21 protein-coding genes are annotated in these 16,170 nt (G+C 65.9%); 8 read left to right on the top strand and 13 right to left on the bottom strand.

Annotation, left to right across the window (positions count from 1 at the left end; all coding sequences use genetic code 11):
- Positions 1–145: 145 nt before the first annotated feature.
- From AAG591_RS14115 to flgB, 13 genes are read right to left on the bottom strand one after another with little or no spacing between them, the layout of a single operon-like run.
- The gene (locus AAG591_RS14115) at positions 146–967 is read right to left on the bottom strand and encodes a flagellar motor protein MotB (RefSeq protein ID WP_342532060.1); all 822 of its coding nucleotides are present in this window, start codon (positions 965–967) and stop codon (positions 146–148) included.
- Position 968: 1 nt separating this feature from the next.
- Positions 969–1,832, bottom strand: a complete 864-nt coding sequence (motA, locus tag AAG591_RS14110) for a flagellar motor stator protein MotA (protein ID WP_342532059.1) — start codon at positions 1,830–1,832, stop codon at positions 969–971.
- A gap of 28 nt (positions 1,833–1,860) precedes the next feature.
- On the bottom strand, positions 1,861–2,781 hold the full coding sequence (flgL, locus tag AAG591_RS14105) for a flagellar hook-associated protein FlgL (protein WP_342532058.1): 921 nt from the start codon (positions 2,779–2,781) through the stop codon (positions 1,861–1,863).
- On the bottom strand, positions 2,778–4,115 hold the full coding sequence (gene flgK / locus AAG591_RS14100; protein ID WP_342532057.1) for a flagellar hook-associated protein FlgK: 1,338 nt from the start codon (positions 4,113–4,115) through the stop codon (positions 2,778–2,780). Before flgK ends, flgL begins: the two co-directional genes overlap by 4 nt.
- The gene (locus tag AAG591_RS14095) at positions 4,116–4,451 is read right to left on the bottom strand and encodes a rod-binding protein (RefSeq protein ID WP_342532055.1); all 336 of its coding nucleotides are present in this window, start codon (positions 4,449–4,451) and stop codon (positions 4,116–4,118) included. It abuts the gene before it with no gap.
- Positions 4,448–5,545 (bottom strand): flagellar basal body P-ring protein FlgI, encoded by a 1,098-nt coding sequence (locus AAG591_RS14090; RefSeq protein ID WP_342532054.1) that lies wholly within the window; start codon positions 5,543–5,545, stop codon positions 4,448–4,450. The genes AAG591_RS14095 and AAG591_RS14090 overlap by 4 nt, the downstream gene beginning before the upstream one ends.
- A 15-nt stretch (positions 5,546–5,560) precedes the next feature.
- Complete coding sequence (locus tag AAG591_RS14085; RefSeq protein WP_342532053.1) at positions 5,561–6,226, bottom strand: flagellar basal body L-ring protein FlgH; 666 nt, start codon at positions 6,224–6,226, stop codon at positions 5,561–5,563.
- An 11-nt stretch (positions 6,227–6,237) separates the two neighbouring features.
- Positions 6,238–7,026: a flagellar basal-body rod protein FlgG gene (gene flgG, locus AAG591_RS14080; RefSeq protein ID WP_342532052.1), complete on the bottom strand. Its 789-nt coding sequence runs from the start codon at positions 7,024–7,026 to the stop codon at positions 6,238–6,240.
- A gap of 34 nt (positions 7,027–7,060) precedes the next feature.
- Positions 7,061–7,801, bottom strand: a complete 741-nt coding sequence (locus AAG591_RS14075; RefSeq protein WP_342532051.1) for a flagellar basal body rod protein FlgF — start codon at positions 7,799–7,801, stop codon at positions 7,061–7,063.
- Between the two features lie 4 nt (positions 7,802–7,805).
- Positions 7,806–8,615 (bottom strand): flagellar hook-basal body complex protein, encoded by an 810-nt coding sequence (locus AAG591_RS14070; protein WP_342532049.1) that lies wholly within the window; start codon positions 8,613–8,615, stop codon positions 7,806–7,808.
- A gap of 16 nt (positions 8,616–8,631) precedes the next feature.
- Positions 8,632–8,940 carry a flagellar hook assembly protein FlgD gene (locus AAG591_RS14065; RefSeq protein WP_342532048.1) on the bottom strand — a complete coding sequence of 103 codons (309 nt, stop codon included), beginning with the start codon at positions 8,938–8,940 and terminating at the stop codon, positions 8,632–8,634.
- Positions 8,937–9,341 carry a flagellar basal body rod protein FlgC gene (flgC, locus tag AAG591_RS14060; RefSeq protein ID WP_425341666.1) on the bottom strand — a complete coding sequence of 135 codons (405 nt, stop codon included), beginning with the start codon at positions 9,339–9,341 and terminating at the stop codon, positions 8,937–8,939. Before flgC ends, AAG591_RS14065 begins: the two co-directional genes overlap by 4 nt.
- A gap of 2 nt (positions 9,342–9,343) precedes the next feature.
- Entirely contained in the window at positions 9,344–9,691 is a 348-nt protein-coding gene (flgB, locus tag AAG591_RS14055) for a flagellar basal body rod protein FlgB (RefSeq protein ID WP_342532046.1), read from the bottom strand.
- A gap of 158 nt (positions 9,692–9,849) precedes the next feature.
- On the opposite strand from flgB, the gene AAG591_RS14050 reads away from it, so the two are divergent.
- The 8 genes from AAG591_RS14050 (at position 9,850) to AAG591_RS14015 (ending at position 16,127) form a co-directional block, all read left to right on the top strand.
- Positions 9,850–10,587 carry a MotA/TolQ/ExbB proton channel family protein gene (locus AAG591_RS14050; protein ID WP_342532045.1) on the top strand — a complete coding sequence of 246 codons (738 nt, stop codon included), beginning with the start codon at positions 9,850–9,852 and terminating at the stop codon, positions 10,585–10,587.
- A 2-nt stretch (positions 10,588–10,589) separates the two neighbouring features.
- On the top strand, positions 10,590–11,018 hold the full coding sequence (locus tag AAG591_RS14045) for a hypothetical protein (protein WP_342532044.1): 429 nt from the start codon (positions 10,590–10,592) through the stop codon (positions 11,016–11,018).
- Between the two features lie 56 nt (positions 11,019–11,074).
- Entirely contained in the window at positions 11,075–11,584 is a 510-nt protein-coding gene (locus AAG591_RS14040) for a flagella basal body P-ring formation protein FlgA (protein WP_342532043.1), read from the top strand.
- A 147-nt stretch (positions 11,585–11,731) separates the two neighbouring features.
- Positions 11,732–11,974 carry a flagellar biosynthesis anti-sigma factor FlgM gene (locus AAG591_RS14035; protein ID WP_342532042.1) on the top strand — a complete coding sequence of 81 codons (243 nt, stop codon included), beginning with the start codon at positions 11,732–11,734 and terminating at the stop codon, positions 11,972–11,974.
- A gap of 11 nt (positions 11,975–11,985) precedes the next feature.
- Entirely contained in the window at positions 11,986–12,306 is a 321-nt protein-coding gene (locus tag AAG591_RS14030) for a hypothetical protein (RefSeq protein ID WP_342532041.1), read from the top strand.
- A gap of 151 nt (positions 12,307–12,457) precedes the next feature.
- On the top strand, positions 12,458–13,282 hold the full coding sequence (locus AAG591_RS14025; RefSeq protein ID WP_342532293.1) for a transglycosylase SLT domain-containing protein: 825 nt from the start codon (positions 12,458–12,460) through the stop codon (positions 13,280–13,282).
- The gene (locus AAG591_RS14020; RefSeq protein WP_342532040.1) at positions 13,279–15,408 is read left to right on the top strand and encodes a flagellar biosynthesis protein FlhA; all 2,130 of its coding nucleotides are present in this window, start codon (positions 13,279–13,281) and stop codon (positions 15,406–15,408) included. Before AAG591_RS14025 ends, AAG591_RS14020 begins: the two co-directional genes overlap by 4 nt.
- Positions 15,405–16,127 (top strand): sigma-70 family RNA polymerase sigma factor, encoded by a 723-nt coding sequence (locus AAG591_RS14015; protein ID WP_342532039.1) that lies wholly within the window; start codon positions 15,405–15,407, stop codon positions 16,125–16,127. Before AAG591_RS14020 ends, AAG591_RS14015 begins: the two co-directional genes overlap by 4 nt.
- Positions 16,128–16,170: the final 43 nt, after the last annotated feature.

Here is a 16,170-nt window from a genome sequence, read left to right as displayed (position 1 = left end):
CGGGTTGTTCAGACCGCGAGAACGCGGCTGCGCCCATCACCCGCAGAAATGCGTGCGACGGGCGCAAGCGCGTTAATTGTGTTCTTCCGGCGATCGTCGGAAGGCGGACGAAACCGGCTTTCCGGTTCCTGCCAGCATCGCCCGATCAGTGGGCGAGAACGATGGAGATGCGGCGGTTGCGCGGGTCGGACGGGTCGTCCTTCACCAGCAGCTCGGTATCGGCGACGCCCTCGATCCGGCGGAAGCTCGAATCGGGGATGCCGTGAACCATCAGCGTCTGCCGCGTGGCTTCTGCGCGACCGGCGGAAAGCGACCAGTTGTTGATCCGCCCGGGGTGCTTCCACGGCAGGCTGTCGGTGTGCCCGCGCACGATGATTTTCCGCTTTTCGGGTTCGATGGCCATCGCGATCGCGGTGAGCAGTTCGGTCGCATCGCGGGTGAGCACGGTGGTGCCGAGGTTGAACATCGAGAAGTCGGCATCGTCGACCAGATCGATCCGCACGCCTTCGGTGGTGTCGACCATCTTGATCTGGCTCATCAGCTTGGAAAGGCGCGGGTCCTTCTCCAGCTTGTCTTTCGTGCGCGAAGAAATCCGCTGGATCATGCGCTCGGCTTCCTTGGGGCCGCCGATCGCATCCTTGGGAACGGTGATTTCCTTGTTGCCGGTCTGCCCCTGGCGATTGGGATAGTCGTCGACCGACGTCAGCGAGTCGCCGGCCAGCAAGCCATGCGCGCCCGCGCCGCTGTCCTTGATCTTGACCAGCGTCGGCGTGAAGTAGTCGGCCAGGCCCTTGCGCTGGTCCTCGGTCGTCGCACCGAGCAGCCACAGCAGCAGGAAGAACGCCATCATTGCGGTCACGAAGTCCGCATAGGCGACCTTCCAGGCCCCGCCATGGTGGCCGGCCTCGACCACCGTGACTTTCTTCACGATGATCGGTGGCAGGTTGTCTCCGGTCTTCGATGCCACGTCAGCGACCCCGCAGCGCGTCGAGCAGTTCGGTCAGGCCGGGGCGTACCGAATGGCCGAGGCTGGAGCGCGCGCTTTCCACCACCAGCGGCTGCGGGTGGCCGTAGAGCGAGGCGATGATGACCTGTTTCACCGCGTGGAAAATCTGTTCGTCCTGTTCGATCACCTGCTTGAGCCGCGTCGCGAGCGGGCCGACCATGCCATAGGCAAGCAGCACGCCGAGGAAGGTGCCGACCAGTGCAGAGCCGATCATCTCGCCCAGAATTTCGGGCGGCTTGTTGATCGAACCCATGGTCTTCACCACGCCCAGCACGGCGGCGACGATGCCCAGCGCGGGCAAGGCATCGGCGAGCGTCTGGAGCGCATGCTGCGGTTCGTGCAGTTCGTGGAAATGCGTCTTCATCGCATTGTCCATCACCTCTTCCACCGCGTGGGTTTCGAGCGTGCCCGACGATACCACCAGCAGCGTCAGCGTGTCGCTGATCAGGCTGATCAGCGCGTGGTTCTTCATGAGGTTGGGATAGGCGCTGAAGATCGACGAGTTTTCAGGCTCGTTGACATGGCTTTCGAGCGCGACCGGGCCGTCTGTCTTGAGCACTTTCATCAGCTGCGTGGTCAGCGCGATCGCGTCGATATGGTCCTGCTTGGTGTGCTTGGGACCTTTGAAGATCTTCATGAACGCGCCGCCGATCGCCTTGAGGTGATCGAGCGAGTTGCCCGCGATCGTCGCGCCAAGCGCGGCACCGCCGATGATCATCATCTCGTAGGGCAGGGCATGCAGCACCGGGCCCATCGCGCCGCCGCTGATGACGAAGCCGCCGAAGACCAGAACCAGTAGAACAACGATGCCGATAATCGCGTACATGAATCAAATTCCCCCTAGGTCCACGCGATCAGCGCAGCATCGAAAACAGGTTGAGGTTGGCAAGGCGCACGAAGCTGGACTGGCTCGCTTCGAGCACGGTCAGCATTTCCTGCAGGCGGCTCATGGTCACCGCCAGATCGGCCCCGCCCATGACCGTGCGCTCGTCCGCGATCCGCTCCATATTCTCGGTCCGCCGTTCGGTCATCACTTCGAGCCAGGCGAGCCGCGAACCGAGCACGGTCTGCGCGGTGGTCACCTTGTCGAAACTGGTGTCGAGCATGGTCAGCCCGTCGCGCGCGGCATCGGCGGCGGCCTGGCCGCCTGCGCGAAGCGCCGTCGAAAGCGCCGATAGCTCGGCAAAGATGTCGGTCTGCGCGCCGCTGGAATCGGTGAACGAGAACACTTCCGGCCCGGTGTTGCCCGGAACGATGGACTGGCCTTCGCCGATTTCGACCGCATCGAGCGTCGCGGTCCCGACATAGGTCGCAACGCCGGTCGCGGAATCGATCTGATAGGCATTGCCGGCCGCCTGACCGCCGAACAGCGCGTGCCCGGCGGCGTTGCGGCCATTGGCGAGGCCGAGCAGGTTCTGCCGCAGGCCATCGAGTTCGGTCGCGATCGACGCGCGCTGTTCGTCGCTGGTGGTGGCGTTGGCCGCCTGCAGCGCGAGTTCGCGTGCGCGGCTGATCATCACTGCCGCCTGGCCGAAGGCTTCGTCCGCGAACTTGAGATTGTTCTCTGCCGTCTGCGAATTGCGCGTGTCGACAGCGGAAACCCGTTCCTCGCGGTCGAGCATCCGCAGCCTTGCGGCGGCAACCGGGTCGTCCGACGAGTGTTCCAGCCGCTGTCCACTGCCGATCTGCTGTTGCAGGGTTTCGGCACGCGACCGCAGCGACCCGATCTGGGTGGTCGAGCGTTCGTAAAATGCGCCGGTGCTCAGATTGATCATCGTCCGATTCCAATCAGCGTGTCGAAAATGTCGCTCGCCACCTGCATTGCCCGGCCCGAAGCCTGGAACGCCTGCTGGAAGCGGATGAGGTTGGCTGCTTCGTTGTCGAGGTCGACGCCCGACTGTTCCTCAAGCGCGATCCGCGCAGAGGACGCGATCGTTTCGAGCGCGCTCTGCGTCACCTTGCGGCCCGCGACCTTTGCCGAAACGTCGAACAGGATCGAGTTTACATTATCCGCCGGATTTGCAGCGGAAAGCGCCTGGCGCATATCGGCGAGGTTCTGCTGGTTGCGCTCGTTCGCGGGGGACCCGGCGGGAGCGGTCGCAATGCCCGATCCGCTTGACAGCACGACCGAAAGGGTCGCGGCGGTGTTGCCGGCAAAGATCGGCTGCCCCGCAGTCCCGTCCAGCGCGACGCCGTTCGCCTGCGCGGTGTTGATCGCGCTGGCGATGGAGGACGCAGCCGAGTCCAGCCGGATGGCAACCGCGGCGAGATCGTCCAGCGCAAGAGCGGCGCCTGCCAGGCTGCCCGCACCGGGCGAGATCGCAGTGCCGTCGATGGCGAAGCTCATCGTCCCGTTGGCGGCAGTGGTGGAGGACAGCGTGCCCACATTGCCACCACTGACGAAGCTGGTTGCAGGGCTGCCGACCGAAACTGCGACCGTGCCGTCCGAAGCGAACGTGGTGCTGATGCTGGCAAACGCGCTCATCTTTTCGAGCAGGTTGTCGCGCTGGTCGAGCAGCGAGGCCTGATCGTTGCTGCCGAAGCCCGCCCGCGCAAGCCGCAGGTTCACCCGCGCCAGCTCGGCGCCGTAGGTATTCATGTCTCCGACATTGGCCACCGCATTGAAGCGCAGGCCTTCGCCCACCGAAGACAGGCTGCCCGAGGTGATGTTGAATTTCGCGGCCAGCGTTTCGGCTTCGGACAGGACGGCGGCGCGCCGTGCGCTGTCGGTAGGGTCGCCGGAAAGCTGCTGGAGCGCGGCCTCGAATTCGACGATCGAGTTGAAGATGCCCGACTGTTCGACGGCGGCTTCGATGTTTTCCAGCCCCGACAGCTCGACATTGGCGCGTTGCAGGTCGGCCTGCGTGCGCCGCATCTCGGCCTGGCGGAACCCGTCGGCATTGCGGCGAACCTCGGCCACGCGCGACCCCGAGGCGGCGATATCCGTCCCGCGCCCCGAAATAGACCCGCTGGCGACCTCCTCGATCCGGACGCTCCGGCGCACGTAGCCATCGCTCGAGGCGTTGGCGATGTTGTTCGCCGTTACCTCGAGCGCGCCGCGCGCTGCACGGGCGCCGCTCGCGCCGATCGAAAGAAGGTCCGAAGCCATTTAGATCTGTCCTCCCGGGGTTTCGCCTTGCGGCAGAAACCTGGCTAACTGACGCTCGATCGAAGCCGCAAAGCCAAGCTGGCCGGACTTCGATGCGATATCAGCGAACTGCTCATCGCGCATTTCGGTAAACGTATCGTCACTGCCCTCGAACAAATCCTCGCCGCCGAAGTCGGTCGCCCGGGCCGAGGACAGCATCTGCCGCAGCAAAACGGCTTCGAAAGCCTGCGCGGCCTCGTGCAGCTCGGCACGCTGATCGCCGCCGGACGGGCGCTCTGCACCCAGCGGGGTCGGCTGGCGAACCAGCGAGAAATCCATGGGGCTGATCGCGTTCATATCACCACCACCTCTGCCGTCAGCGAACCGGCCTGCTTCAGCGCTTCGAGGATCGCGACCAGGTCCGCCGGGCTCGCGCCCAGCATGTTGAGCGCGTCGACCACGTCGGCGAGCGATGCACCCGCAGGCAGCGGGGTCACGTAGCCGCCGTTCTGGCGCGCATCGATGTTGCTGTCGGGCTGCACGGCGGTGCGCCCGCGAGAGAAGGGCTGGGGCTGGCTGATCGTCGGGTTCTCGTCGATCCGCACCACCAGGCTCCCATGGCTCACCGCTGCCGGTGCCAGGCGCACCGCGCTGGAGATCACGATCGTGCCGGTGCGGCTGTTGACGATCACTTTCGCCGCGCGCTCGGCCGGCGTGATGTCGAGCATCTCGATCTCGGCCATCATCGTTGCGCGGGTGTCGGCACCCGGTGGCAGCATCAGGGCCAGCGTCACCGCGTCCTCGATCCGCGCCATGCCGGGGAAGCGGTCATTGATCGCGTCGCGCACGCGGCTGATCGTCAGGAAGTCGGCCTGGAACATGTTCCAGCGCAGCACTTCGCTGAAATCGAAATTGGTGGTGACCGCGCGTTCGACGCTGGCACCGTCGGAGATGCGACCAACCGTCGGCACGTTGACCGTCAGCTTGGACCCGTCATTGGCCGAAATGCCGAGACCACCGACGGTCAGGTTGCCCTGCGCCATCGCGTAGATCTCTCCATCCGCGCCATACAGCGGCGTCAGGATCAGCGCGCCGCCGCGCAGGCTCTTCGCCTTGCCCATGGTCGACACGGTGATGTCGATCTTCTGCCCTGGCTTGGCGAAGGCGGGCAGTTCTGCGGTGATGATCACCGCGGCAGCGTTCTTCAGCGCGGGATTGACGCCCGGTGGCAGCTGCAGGCCGAAGCGACCCGAAACGCCGCGCATCGCCTGCGTCGCATAGGCGAAGTTGTCGTCGCCCGTGCCGTCGAGCCCGACCACGATGCCGTAGCCGGTCAGCTGGTTGGAGCGGACCGACTGGAACTGGCCGATGTCGCGCACCCGCTCCGCCGAGGCGGCGGACGGAAGCGCAAGCGCGAAGAAGGCTGCGAGCAGGAGAACGATGCGGGTCATGCTGTCGGCTCCGGATCAGAAGGGGGAAACGGCGTTGAAGAAGCGCGACAGCCAGCCGGGTTTGCTCGACTGCTGGACGGCGCCCTTGCCGCTGTAGGTGATGTGCGCGTCGGCCACGCGGATCGAGGAAATGCGGTTGTCGGGATCGATATCCGCCAGGCGGATGATGCCCGACAGCTGCACCCATTCCTCGCCCTGGCTGAACTGCATGACCTTTTCGCCACGCACCAGCGCGGTGCCGTTCGGGCGGACTTCGGCGATGGTCACGGTCAGGTCGCCGCGCAGCACCGATGTCTGCGAGGCGTTGCCCGATCCGTTGAACGAGGCACCGGCCGAGGCGGTCAGGTCTTCCGGGGCGATCGGAACGAACGCCGGCAGGTTGAGGCCGAGATTGCCGTCGCGCTGCGTCTTGCCAGAGGTGGCCTTGCTGGTGGTGGTGCGTTCGATCAGCACGATGGTGACGAGATCGCCGACCTTGCCCGCGCGCAGCCCGTTATAGAGCGGCGAGTAACCCTGCGCGGGGCTGAAGATCGCCCCGTCGTTCGATTGCGGAGCGACGTAGGCGCTCGCGCTCTGCGGAGCGGGCGGCAGCGTCGCGCTGAAGCCGGCCGGGCGCGCTCCACCGCCGCACGCGGCAAGCGTGAGGGCAACGGGCAGGGCGATAAGGGTGCGATATTTCATGGATTTCAATCTCACAGCGTCTGGTTGGCGTTGCGGAGCATTTCGTCGACGGCGGAGACCATCTTCGAGCTGATTTCGTAGGCGCGCTGCGCCTCGATCATTGCGACGAGTTCTTCGACGATGTTGACGTTCGATCCCTCCAGCATCCCCTGGCGGACATGCCCGCGCCCGCCTTCGCCGGCGACGCCCAGTTCGGCAGCACCGCTGGCAGCGGTTTCGGCGAGGAAGTTGTCGCCGAGCGCCTGCAGGCCTGCCGGATTGGTGAAGCGCGCGATCTGGATCTGGCCCAGCTCGGTCGGCTCCGCTTCCCCGTTGATCGAGGCAGAAACGGTCCCGTCGGGCGAGATCGCGATCGCGGTCGCACCTTCGGGCACGGTGATTTCAGGCTGCACGGCGAAGCCCTGCTGGGTGACCAGCATGCCTTCGGCGGAACGGGTGAAGTTGCCCGCGCGGGTGTAGCCGATCTTGCCGCCGGGCATCGCGATCTGGAAGAAGCCGTCGCCGTCGAGCGCGAGGTCGAACGCGTTGCCCGTGGTGTCGAGCGTGCCCTGCGTCATGATCTGGCTGGTCGACTGGACCGCGACGCCGGTGCCGAGGTTGAGCCCTTCGGCATAGGCGGTTTCGCCCGAAGACTGCTGCCCGGCGACGCGGGTGTCCTGATAGGCAAGCGTGGCGAAGTTGGCGCGGTCGCGCTTGAAGCCGGTCGTGCCGACGTTCGCCAGGTTGTTGGCGATCACGCGCATGCGGGCATCCTGGGCTTCGAGCCCGGTGCGGGCGACTTGGAGAGCTGAGGTGGGCATTGCTTGCTAAGTCCTTCGCTTTGAATTCTGGCGCTCAGGTGAGGCGCATCAGTTGCGCGCCGCTTTCGTCGAGGTCGCGCGCGGTCGACACGAGCTTGGAGCGCATGGCGAACAGTCGCTGCTCCTCGATCATGGCGACGAGCACTTCGGTCGGCTTGACGTTCGACTGTTCGAGCTTGCCGGTATGAACGCGGGCTTCCTCGTCGGTCGGCAGGATGCCGCCGCCTTCGACGCGGAACAGCCCGTCGAGCCCCTTGGCGATCGGCGAACCGTCCCAGCTCGCCAGCTTGATCCGGCCGACTTCGGCAGGCGGCTGGTCGGGCGCATTGGGATCGGTCCGCGTAACCGTGCCGTCCTCGGAAATGGAGATGCGGCCACCCGGTGGAACCGTAATCGGTCCCGTGTCCCCCAACACCGGGTGGCCGTCTCCCGTCACCAGCAGCCCCGTGGCGCCGAGCGAGAGATCGCCGCGTCGCGTATAGGCTTCGGTGCCGTCGTCCGCTTGCACTGCCATCAGCGATTTGGTCGCCATGGCAATGTCGAGTTCGCGACCGGTTTCCATAAGTTCGCCGCCGCTCATGTCCGCCCCGGTGACGCGCGCGGTCTGCATCGCGCGCGCTTCGTTGGGGTGGCCTTCGATGGTGACGGCACGCTGCTCGATCAGTTCGGCGCGAAAGCCGATCGTGTTCGAGTTCGCCATGTTGCTGGCGATCGCGCGCTGGCGATCCATCGAGGCCTGCATCCCCGACAGGGCAGTATAGATGAGGCGGTCCATCTACTTAGGTCCGCAGGTTGATGACCGTCTGCGAAATCTGGGTCGCAGTATCGATCGCCTTGGCGTTGGCCTGGAAGTTGCGCTGCGCGGTGATCAGGCCAACCAGCTCTTCCGCGATGTCCACGTTCGAGCGTTCGAGCGCACCCGACAGCAGCGCGCCGTACTGGCCGTTGCCCGGTTCGCCGTAGCTTGCCGCGCCCGAAAAGCCGGTGGCCTGCCAGTTGGAAGAGCCGACCGCCTTGAGGCCGTTCGGCGCCATGAATGTTGCGAGCGCGACCATCCCGATCGGTTCGACCGAGCCATCCGCATAGGAAGCGCGAACGACGCCATCCTTGCCGACGGACACGCCGGCATAGTCGGCGCCCGCCGCGTTCTGGGCCTGGATCTGGATGCTCTGCGGGGTATTCGACGTCGTGTCGCCGTTTGCATCGACCGGGTAGACCTGCAGGTTGTTGCCACGCGCATCGACGATGGCACCGTTCTCGCTGATCGAGAACGAGCCTGCCCGGGTATAGAGCGTTTCGCCGTTTTCACCGCGCAGGGTGAAGAATCCGTCGCCGGTGATCGCGATGTCGAGCGCGGAGCCGGTCTGTTCGATCGGGCCCAGTGCGAAGTTCTGCGTAACCGCCTCTACCGACGCGCCGATGCCCTGCATTACGCGCGGGTTCGACAGCGCCGAGCCGGCGACGATTTCCGAGAACGAGGCGCGACCGCGCTTGTACCCGTAGGTTTCCGAGTTGGCGATGTTGTGCGCGATCGTCGAGAGCGACGACTGGGCGTTCTTCATGCCGTTGAGCGAAGTGTAGAAGGACATTGGTGCGACTCCCTGGTTATGCGTCGTTCGCGGGCTGGGTTTCGCCCGGATTCTGGGCTGCGATCAGTGCGTCGAGCTTCTCGACGATCTTCCCCAGCGTTTCGTTGGTTTCGGCGGTCCCCGCGAGCGAGGAGAACTGGGCCATCTGGGCCAGCATTTCCTTGTTATCGACCGGGTCGAACGGGTCCTGCTGCTGCACCTGCACGGTCAGCAGGCGCAGGAAATCGGCCTGGCCCAGCTGGTCCATGCCGCGACCCTGGTTCTGGTTCGTCGTCGGGTTCGAGGCGGAAGCCGCGCTCGCAAAGGGATTTACGCTGCTAATCATTTCATCCTCATCGTTTCGAGCATCAGCTGCTTGGCGGTGGACATGGCTTCGACCATGTTGCTGTACTGGCGCGATGCTTCGAGCATCTCGATCATCTCGGCGTTCTCATCGACCGGCGATTCCCACACATCGCCGTTCTCGTCGGCGAGCGGGTGGTTCGGATCGTGGCGGCGGATAGGCGCGACGTCGGCCCGCACGACGCCATCGACGCGGACCGAGCTGAGACCGCTCTGGCGGTCGAGCTCTTCCGAGAAAACGGTGCGCATCGGGCGATAGGCTTCGTCCGCGCTGCCCGCGACGCTGCCCGCATTGGCGAGGTTCGACGCGGCGGCGTTCATGCGGACCATCTGCGCGGACATCGCGCGGTAGCCCATCTGGAACATGGTCATGGGGCCGCTCATCGTCATTCGCCCCTGATCGCGCGGGTGACGGTTTCGACGCGGCCGCGCAGGAAGCCGAGCGTGGCGGTGTAGGCGACCGCGTTCTCGGCGAAGGCGGCCTGCTCGGTCGCCATCTCCACGGTGTTGCCGTCGAGGCTGGCCATGGTCGGGATGCGATAGACGGTCGCGCGGCTGGCCGCGTTCTCGGAATCGTTGCCACCCAGACGCTCTGCAAGCGCGGCACCGAAATCGATGTCGCGCGCCTTGTAGCCGGGCGTGCCTGCGTTCGCGATGTTGGAGCCGAGCACGTTCATCCGCTGTGCGCGGACTTCCAGCGCTGCTCCATGAATGCCGAAAAGGCCCTCGTTCATTGCTCTCATCTCCGCCAGAAAATTACGGACGTTCGTATGTCCCGGTATGTAAGCAAGGGGCGTGCCAATCCGGCTTTGGGCGCGGAATTGCGTGATTTCGACGGTAGGGCGGCAAACAATTGCCGGTGGGCGGCAAAAATCCGGCGCTTGGGGGTGAAATGTCGCCCACGACTGCCGTTCTTGAGGGCGTGAACACGATTACGACTTTGGCGGGCCAATGGTTCGACCCAGCATCGCTGGGTATTGTGCTGGGCGGGACGATACTGGCCACCCTGCTGCGGTGCGGGCTGGCGGAATCGCGCCTCGCACTGGGCAAGATCGGTGCGCTTGCGACCAGGCCCTTCGATCCGGCAAAGGCGAAGGCAGAGCTTGCCCACCAGCTTCGCGGGATCGAAAGCGACGGGCTGTTGCGCGCAGCGCCGATCCATTCCGGCGACGGCGAGTTCGATTCGCTGTCGGACACGCTTGCGAAGCGTCGCTCGGCCGACGGGCTGCGTTCCGAACACGAAGATTACATGCGGCAAAGGACGGAGTCCGCGCGCACCGCGATGCACGTGCTTGGCCAGGCGGCAGAGCTGGCCCCGGTGCTGGGACTTGCGGGCACGCTGATCGGCCTTGGCATGATGCCGTCCGATCCGGCGGGCGGCAGCATGACCGGCGCGATCGCGATGGCGGTGATCACCACCTTGTATGGGCTTGCCGCGGCAAACTTCCTTTTCAGCCCGCTCGCCGCCGCGATCATGCGCCGCTCTGCGCGTGAAGAGCGCGACCGCCAGGCGGTGCTCGACTGGCTCGAAAACGGCGTGCGCAGGGCCGCGGCCCATGGCCGGGCGGACCGGGCGAAGGGCGCACCGGTTGCCGACTTGCGCGCGGCCCAGTTGCGGAAAGCGTCGTGAATATGCGCGGCCTCAGCGGCTGGCAGACGGCGCTTGCCGACCTGTCGCTGATCCTGTTCGCCGTGGTCGCGGCGGCCTATCGCGATGACCCGACCGAAGCCGACCGGACCGATCAGGCGGTGGAAATCTCCCTCGGCCAGCCGATGGCCGTGTTCCGACCCGGCGGCGATGCCGACCTCACGCGCTGGCTCGGTTCGCAGGACATGGGGCAGGGCGAGGTTGCCACCGTGGTCGTGCGGCACCGGCCCGGTGCGGCAGCCGCGGCTACGCGCGAAGCGGCGAGCCTGGTCGCGCAGATCGAGGCTGCGGGCTATCCGGCACGGCTGATGGTAGAGCCCTCGTCGCAGCCCGAAGTGCTGGTGGTGATCGCCTTCGACCAGCGCAGCGGCTCCGGGATTCAGGATGGCACGGAAATTGCAGTAACGCGGTAGGACCAGAGCCAGGCCGCGTGCCTGTCGTTCACACCTATTGCCGGAGCACTGCGACCATGCCTTTCAAACCTTCGATTATCGCCACGGCGCTGCTGTGTGCCGCCGTTCCCGCCAATGCGACCACTCCGATGGACCCGGCGCTGATCGATCGGGCGGTGATGGAGTTCACCGGGGCGGCCATCGGCCAGCCGGGTGGCGCACGCCTGCCGGTCGACCGGCGGATGCGGCTGAACGCCTGCGGCATGCCGCTGCAGATCGACTGGTACGGCAAGAACCGCGACAGCGTTCAGGTCCACTGTCCCGACGCCGGATGGCGCATCTATGTTGCGATTGCGCAGGTTCCTCAGGCCGATGAGCCGGGTACCGGGCAGATCGTCGTCGCCCGCGGCGAAACCGTTGCCATCGTGGTCGAGGGTGGCGGCTTTTCGCTGTCGCGCCAGGCGGTCGCGCTGGAAGAGGGGGCGATCGGATCGTGGATCAAGGTCCAGCCCGCGCAAGACAAGAAGGCCGAGCCCGTTCGCGCCCAGGTGGTTCGCCCCGGGCAGGTTGCCGTCCGCCTGCACTAGGCTCCCAAGAAAAAAGTTGCCGGCCCCTTAAAGTGGGGCTGGAGATGACGTTCTAGGGTGTGACAAGGCCGTTCGCACGAACGGAGAGCAGGAAGGACACAAGCAATGCGAGACATCGGATTGCCGGACATCGGAGGACCAGCTGGCTTGCGTCGCGGCGTCGCGCCGGTCGAGCGTGTGTCCGCTGCGCAAAGGGTGGCCGATCAGGCCGCCGTACCTGAGGGAATGAGCGCGGTTTCCGCGGTCAACGCCGGCGATGCGGCACCGGTCGATGGAGACCGGGTGGCGCAGATTCGCAAGGCGATCGAGGACGGCACCTATCCGCTGATCCCGAATGAAATCGCCGATGGCATCATCGCCGCCGGCCTGTTCCAGATCATCGGCGAGTAAGGGCCACCTTGATGACGACGCGTACGGCCTTGCGGCAAATGCTTGCCCTTCTCGAAGGCGAGCGGCAGGCACTTGCCGCTCTCGATATCGACCGCATTACCAATTGCACCAATGGCAAGATGGAACTGTGCGACCAGCTGGATAAAGTCCGGCCCGAAGATCTGGACGAGGAATGCCTCGGCCTGCTCGACGCGGTTCGCCGCCTGAACACGATCAACCGCCGTTTGCGCAACCTGATTGCGACCAACGTACAGTCGCGGATCGACGCGATTGCGGGTGCGTCTGGCACCTATCAGGGCCTGCCCGGGCACGCATTGCCGCAGGGTTTCTGATCCCGGGCGCTTTTCACGGCCCAAACTGGCACGGAGCTTGCTTAATACTTCCGGACGATAACTTCCGGGAGGTCCTGTGCCCACCGCCACTCAAGTATCCGGCGTTCCAGTCGCGAATGCCCAGCCCGTAAGGGCCGACGTTCGCGGAGCGATTGCGCGCGCGTCGGAGAGTACCGGCGTGGACTTCGACTACCTGCTGGCGCAGGCGCGGCTGGAATCGGGTCTCAACCCCGATGCCAAGGCCCGCAGTTCCAGCGCGACCGGGCTTTATCAGTTCATCGATTCGACCTGGCTGCGCACGATGGACCGGCACGGCTACAAATACGGCTATGCATGGGCAGGCGACGCGATCGGCCCCGGCGGCGGCGTCGCCAATGCGGGCACGCGCGAACAGCTGCTGTCGCTGCGCTACGACGCGGATGTCTCCGCGCTGATGGCGGCGGAGCTGGCGCGCGACAACTCGGCGGGCCTGAAGGGATCCCTGGGTCGCGAACCCGAACCGGCAGAACTCTACCTCGCTCACTTCCTCGGTCTCGGCGGCGCGCAGACGTTTCTGGGCGCGTACCGCACCGATGCGGGCCAGTCCGCCGCCGCGCTGCTCCCCAAGGCAGCCGGATCCAATCGCGCGATCTTTTACGAGAACGGCCGCGCCCGCTCGGTCGCCGAAGTGATGAGCCTGCTGCAGACGAAGGTGGCCAACGCAATGGGCCAGGATGGCGGAATGCCGTTTGCACCCGGCGCGGGCGGGATGACCCAGGAATTCGCGCAAGCGCGCTACGCCAGCACGGCGATGATGCCGCGGCAGACATCGCGGATCGCGGCAGTCGCCGCGCCACAAGGCCTGCAGGCGCGCCCGTCCATGGCGGAAACCCTGCGCGCGACCTTCGGTGCGAACGGCACCGACAACGACATCGGAGCCCGCGCCCGCGCGCGGATCGACCAAGCCTATAGCAAATTCGAGGTATTCGGCCTGTGAAGCTACCCGCATTCATCAGCCCCGCGCTTGCGCTTCCCGCCGGGATCCTGGCGATCATCATCCTGATGGTCGTGCCGATCCCGTCGCTGATGCTCGACCTGTTCTTCGTGCTCAATATTGCGCTGTCCGTCTCCATCCTGATGGCGGCGATGAATGCGCAGAAGCCGCTCGACTTCTCGTCCTTCCCGTCGGTGCTGCTGTTCGCCACGCTGCTGCGGCTGGCGCTCAACGTCGCGTCGACCCGCATCGTGCTGATGAACGGGCACGAGGGCGGTGACGCGGCCGGCAAGGTGATCGAAGCCTTCGGCGAGTTCCTGATCGGGGGCAACTTCGCGGTCGGGCTGATCGTGTTCATCATCCTGACGATCATCAACATGGTGGTGGTGACCAAGGGCGCGGGCCGCGTGTCCGAAGTGACCGCGCGCTTCACCCTCGATGCCTTGCCGGGCAAGCAGATGGCGATCGACGCCGATCTTGCCGCCGGGCTGCTGACGGCGGACGAAGCCAAGGCGCGTCGGCGCGAAATCGCGACCGAAGCCGATTTCTACGGTTCGATGGATGGTGCCAGCAAGTTCGTGAAGGGCGACGCGATTGCCGCGCTGCTGATCCTGATCGTCAACGTGCTGGCCGGGCTGGTGCTGGGCATGGTGAGCCACGGCCTGTCGGCGAGCGAGGCGGGCGCGATGTACGTCACGCTGGCGGTGGGCGATGCGCTGGTCGCGTCGATCCCCGCGCTGCTGCTGTCCATTGCCGCCGCCGTGATCGTCACCCGCGTTTCCGATACGCGCGACCTGACGGGGCAGATCGGCGGCCAGCTGGCCGACTCCAAGATCTGGCTGCCGGTCGGTGGCATCCTCGGCGCGATCGGGTGCATCCCGGCGATGCCGCAGATGATCTTCCTGCCGCTGGCTGCGGGCGCGCTGCTGCTGTGGCGCGGCCTCAAGAAGCGCGAAGAGGCGGCCGCCGTATTCGTGCCCGAGCCCGAGGAAGCGCCCGATCCATCGCGCATCCAGATTTCCGATGTATCGGACCGCACGCTGGTCACGATCCAGCTGGGCTACGGCCTCGTCCAGCTGGCCGACGATCGGCAGGGTGCGCCGCTGGTTGCGCGCCTGACCGGCCTGCGCAAGCAGATGTGCCAGGCGTTCGGCTTCGTGATCCCGCAGTTCCGCATCGCCGACAGCTTCGAGATCGCGCCCGACCAGTATCGCATCATGCTCGGCGGGGCTCCGGTCGGCTCCGGCACGCTTCGCGCGGGCAAGCTGCTTGCGATCGATACGGGCGAAGTGCTCGACGGGCAGGTGCTCGCGGGCGAACCCACCAAGGACCCGAGCTTCGGCTGCGATGCCAAGTGGATCGACGCAGGATCGCGCGATCTGGCGGTGGCCGAAGGCTATCTGGTGGTCGACCCCGAAAGCGTCATCGCCACGCAGGTCCACCAGCTTCTGGCCAATCGTGCCGCCGAACTTCTCGGCCCGGACCAGGTGCGCGAACTGCTCGACCTGCTGCGCGAACGCCATGCCCAGCTGGTCGACACGATCACCCCGCAACCGCTCTCGCTCGCGGCGATCACCTCGGTGCTCAAATCGTTGCTCGCGGACGGTATCTCGCTCACCCATTCGGTGCGCGTCTTCTCCAGCCTCTCGCAGGCTGCGCAGCGGACCAACGACCCGACGCAGATCGTCGAACTGATGCGGTCCGATCTCGGCACGCTGCTGGTCGGCAGCATCTGCGGCCCCGACCAGCGCCTGCCGGTCATCACGCTCGCGGCGCAGCTGGAAGAAATGGTCGTCGGCGGAATGCAGGATCCGACCACGGGCGAGATCGTGATCGAACCCGATCTTGCGCGGTCGATCGGTGAACGCATCACCAGCCTGCTCCGCAACCGTCCCGCCGGGGCGCTGACTCCGGCGCTGGTCGTCCAGCCGCGCGCCCGGCGCGCGCTGGCCAGCCTGCTCAAACTGCGCGCGCCCAACGTTCTCGTCCTGTCGATCAACGAACTGCCTGCCTCGCAACCGATCGAGGTGGTGTCGGTCATCGGCGACGATGCCGAACAGGTCGCGCACCATCAGGCGCCGCAGCTACCTGCGCCTGAGTACGAACCTGCGGAGGCGCTTGCCGCATGAAGCACGATGCAACCCAGTTCGCCGTTCGCCGGGCCTACGGATCCAGCGTTCAGGAAAAGGTGACGCAGTTCCTCCCGCTCGTGCGCAAGCTCGCGTGGTATTACGAGGGGAGCGGCAGCGCGACGATCGACGTCGACGACCTGATGCAGGCGGGAATGATGGCGCTGACCGAAGCGGCGCAGCGGCACGACCGGCCGAGCGACGACGGCTTCGCAGCTTACGCCAAGATGCGCGTTCGCGGCGCGATGGTCGATCTGCTGCGCGGCCAATCACACCGCCCGCGCAGCGCGGCCGGGTGGGCTCGCAAGCGCGATCACACCGAACAGACGCTGCGGGCGGAGCTGGGCCGGATGCCGTCTGCCGCCGAGATGGCGCAGGCGATGGAAATCCCGCTCGATCGCTACGAAGCGATGCGCCTTGCCGCTTCGACCAGCTCTGCCTCGATCGAGGAATGCTATTCGGACACCGATGTCGCCTTCAGCGACGAGCGGCCCGACCCCGAAACGAACCTGCTCGCCAGCGAGGACAGTTCGGTCCTCGCCCAGGCGATCGGTGCCTTGCCGGAACGGCTGCAACTCGTGCTCAAGCTCTATTTCATCGAAGAGCTGAACCTGAACGAGATTGCGGCTGTGCTCGGCGTCAGCGTGCCCCGGGTCCATCAGCTGAAGGCCGACGCGCTGAAGAAGGCGCGCGTTGCGATGGTTTCGCAGACCGACTGACACTCGCCAGCGCACCGCAGCGTTTGCGTTGCACCGCAACATA

The organism is Citromicrobium bathyomarinum (assembly GCF_038594485.1).
GTDB lineage: Bacteria > Pseudomonadota > Alphaproteobacteria > Sphingomonadales > Sphingomonadaceae > Alteriqipengyuania > Alteriqipengyuania bathyomarina_A.
Note: the sequence above shows the minus strand (reverse complement) of the source record. Positions and strands in the feature narration are given on the sequence as shown.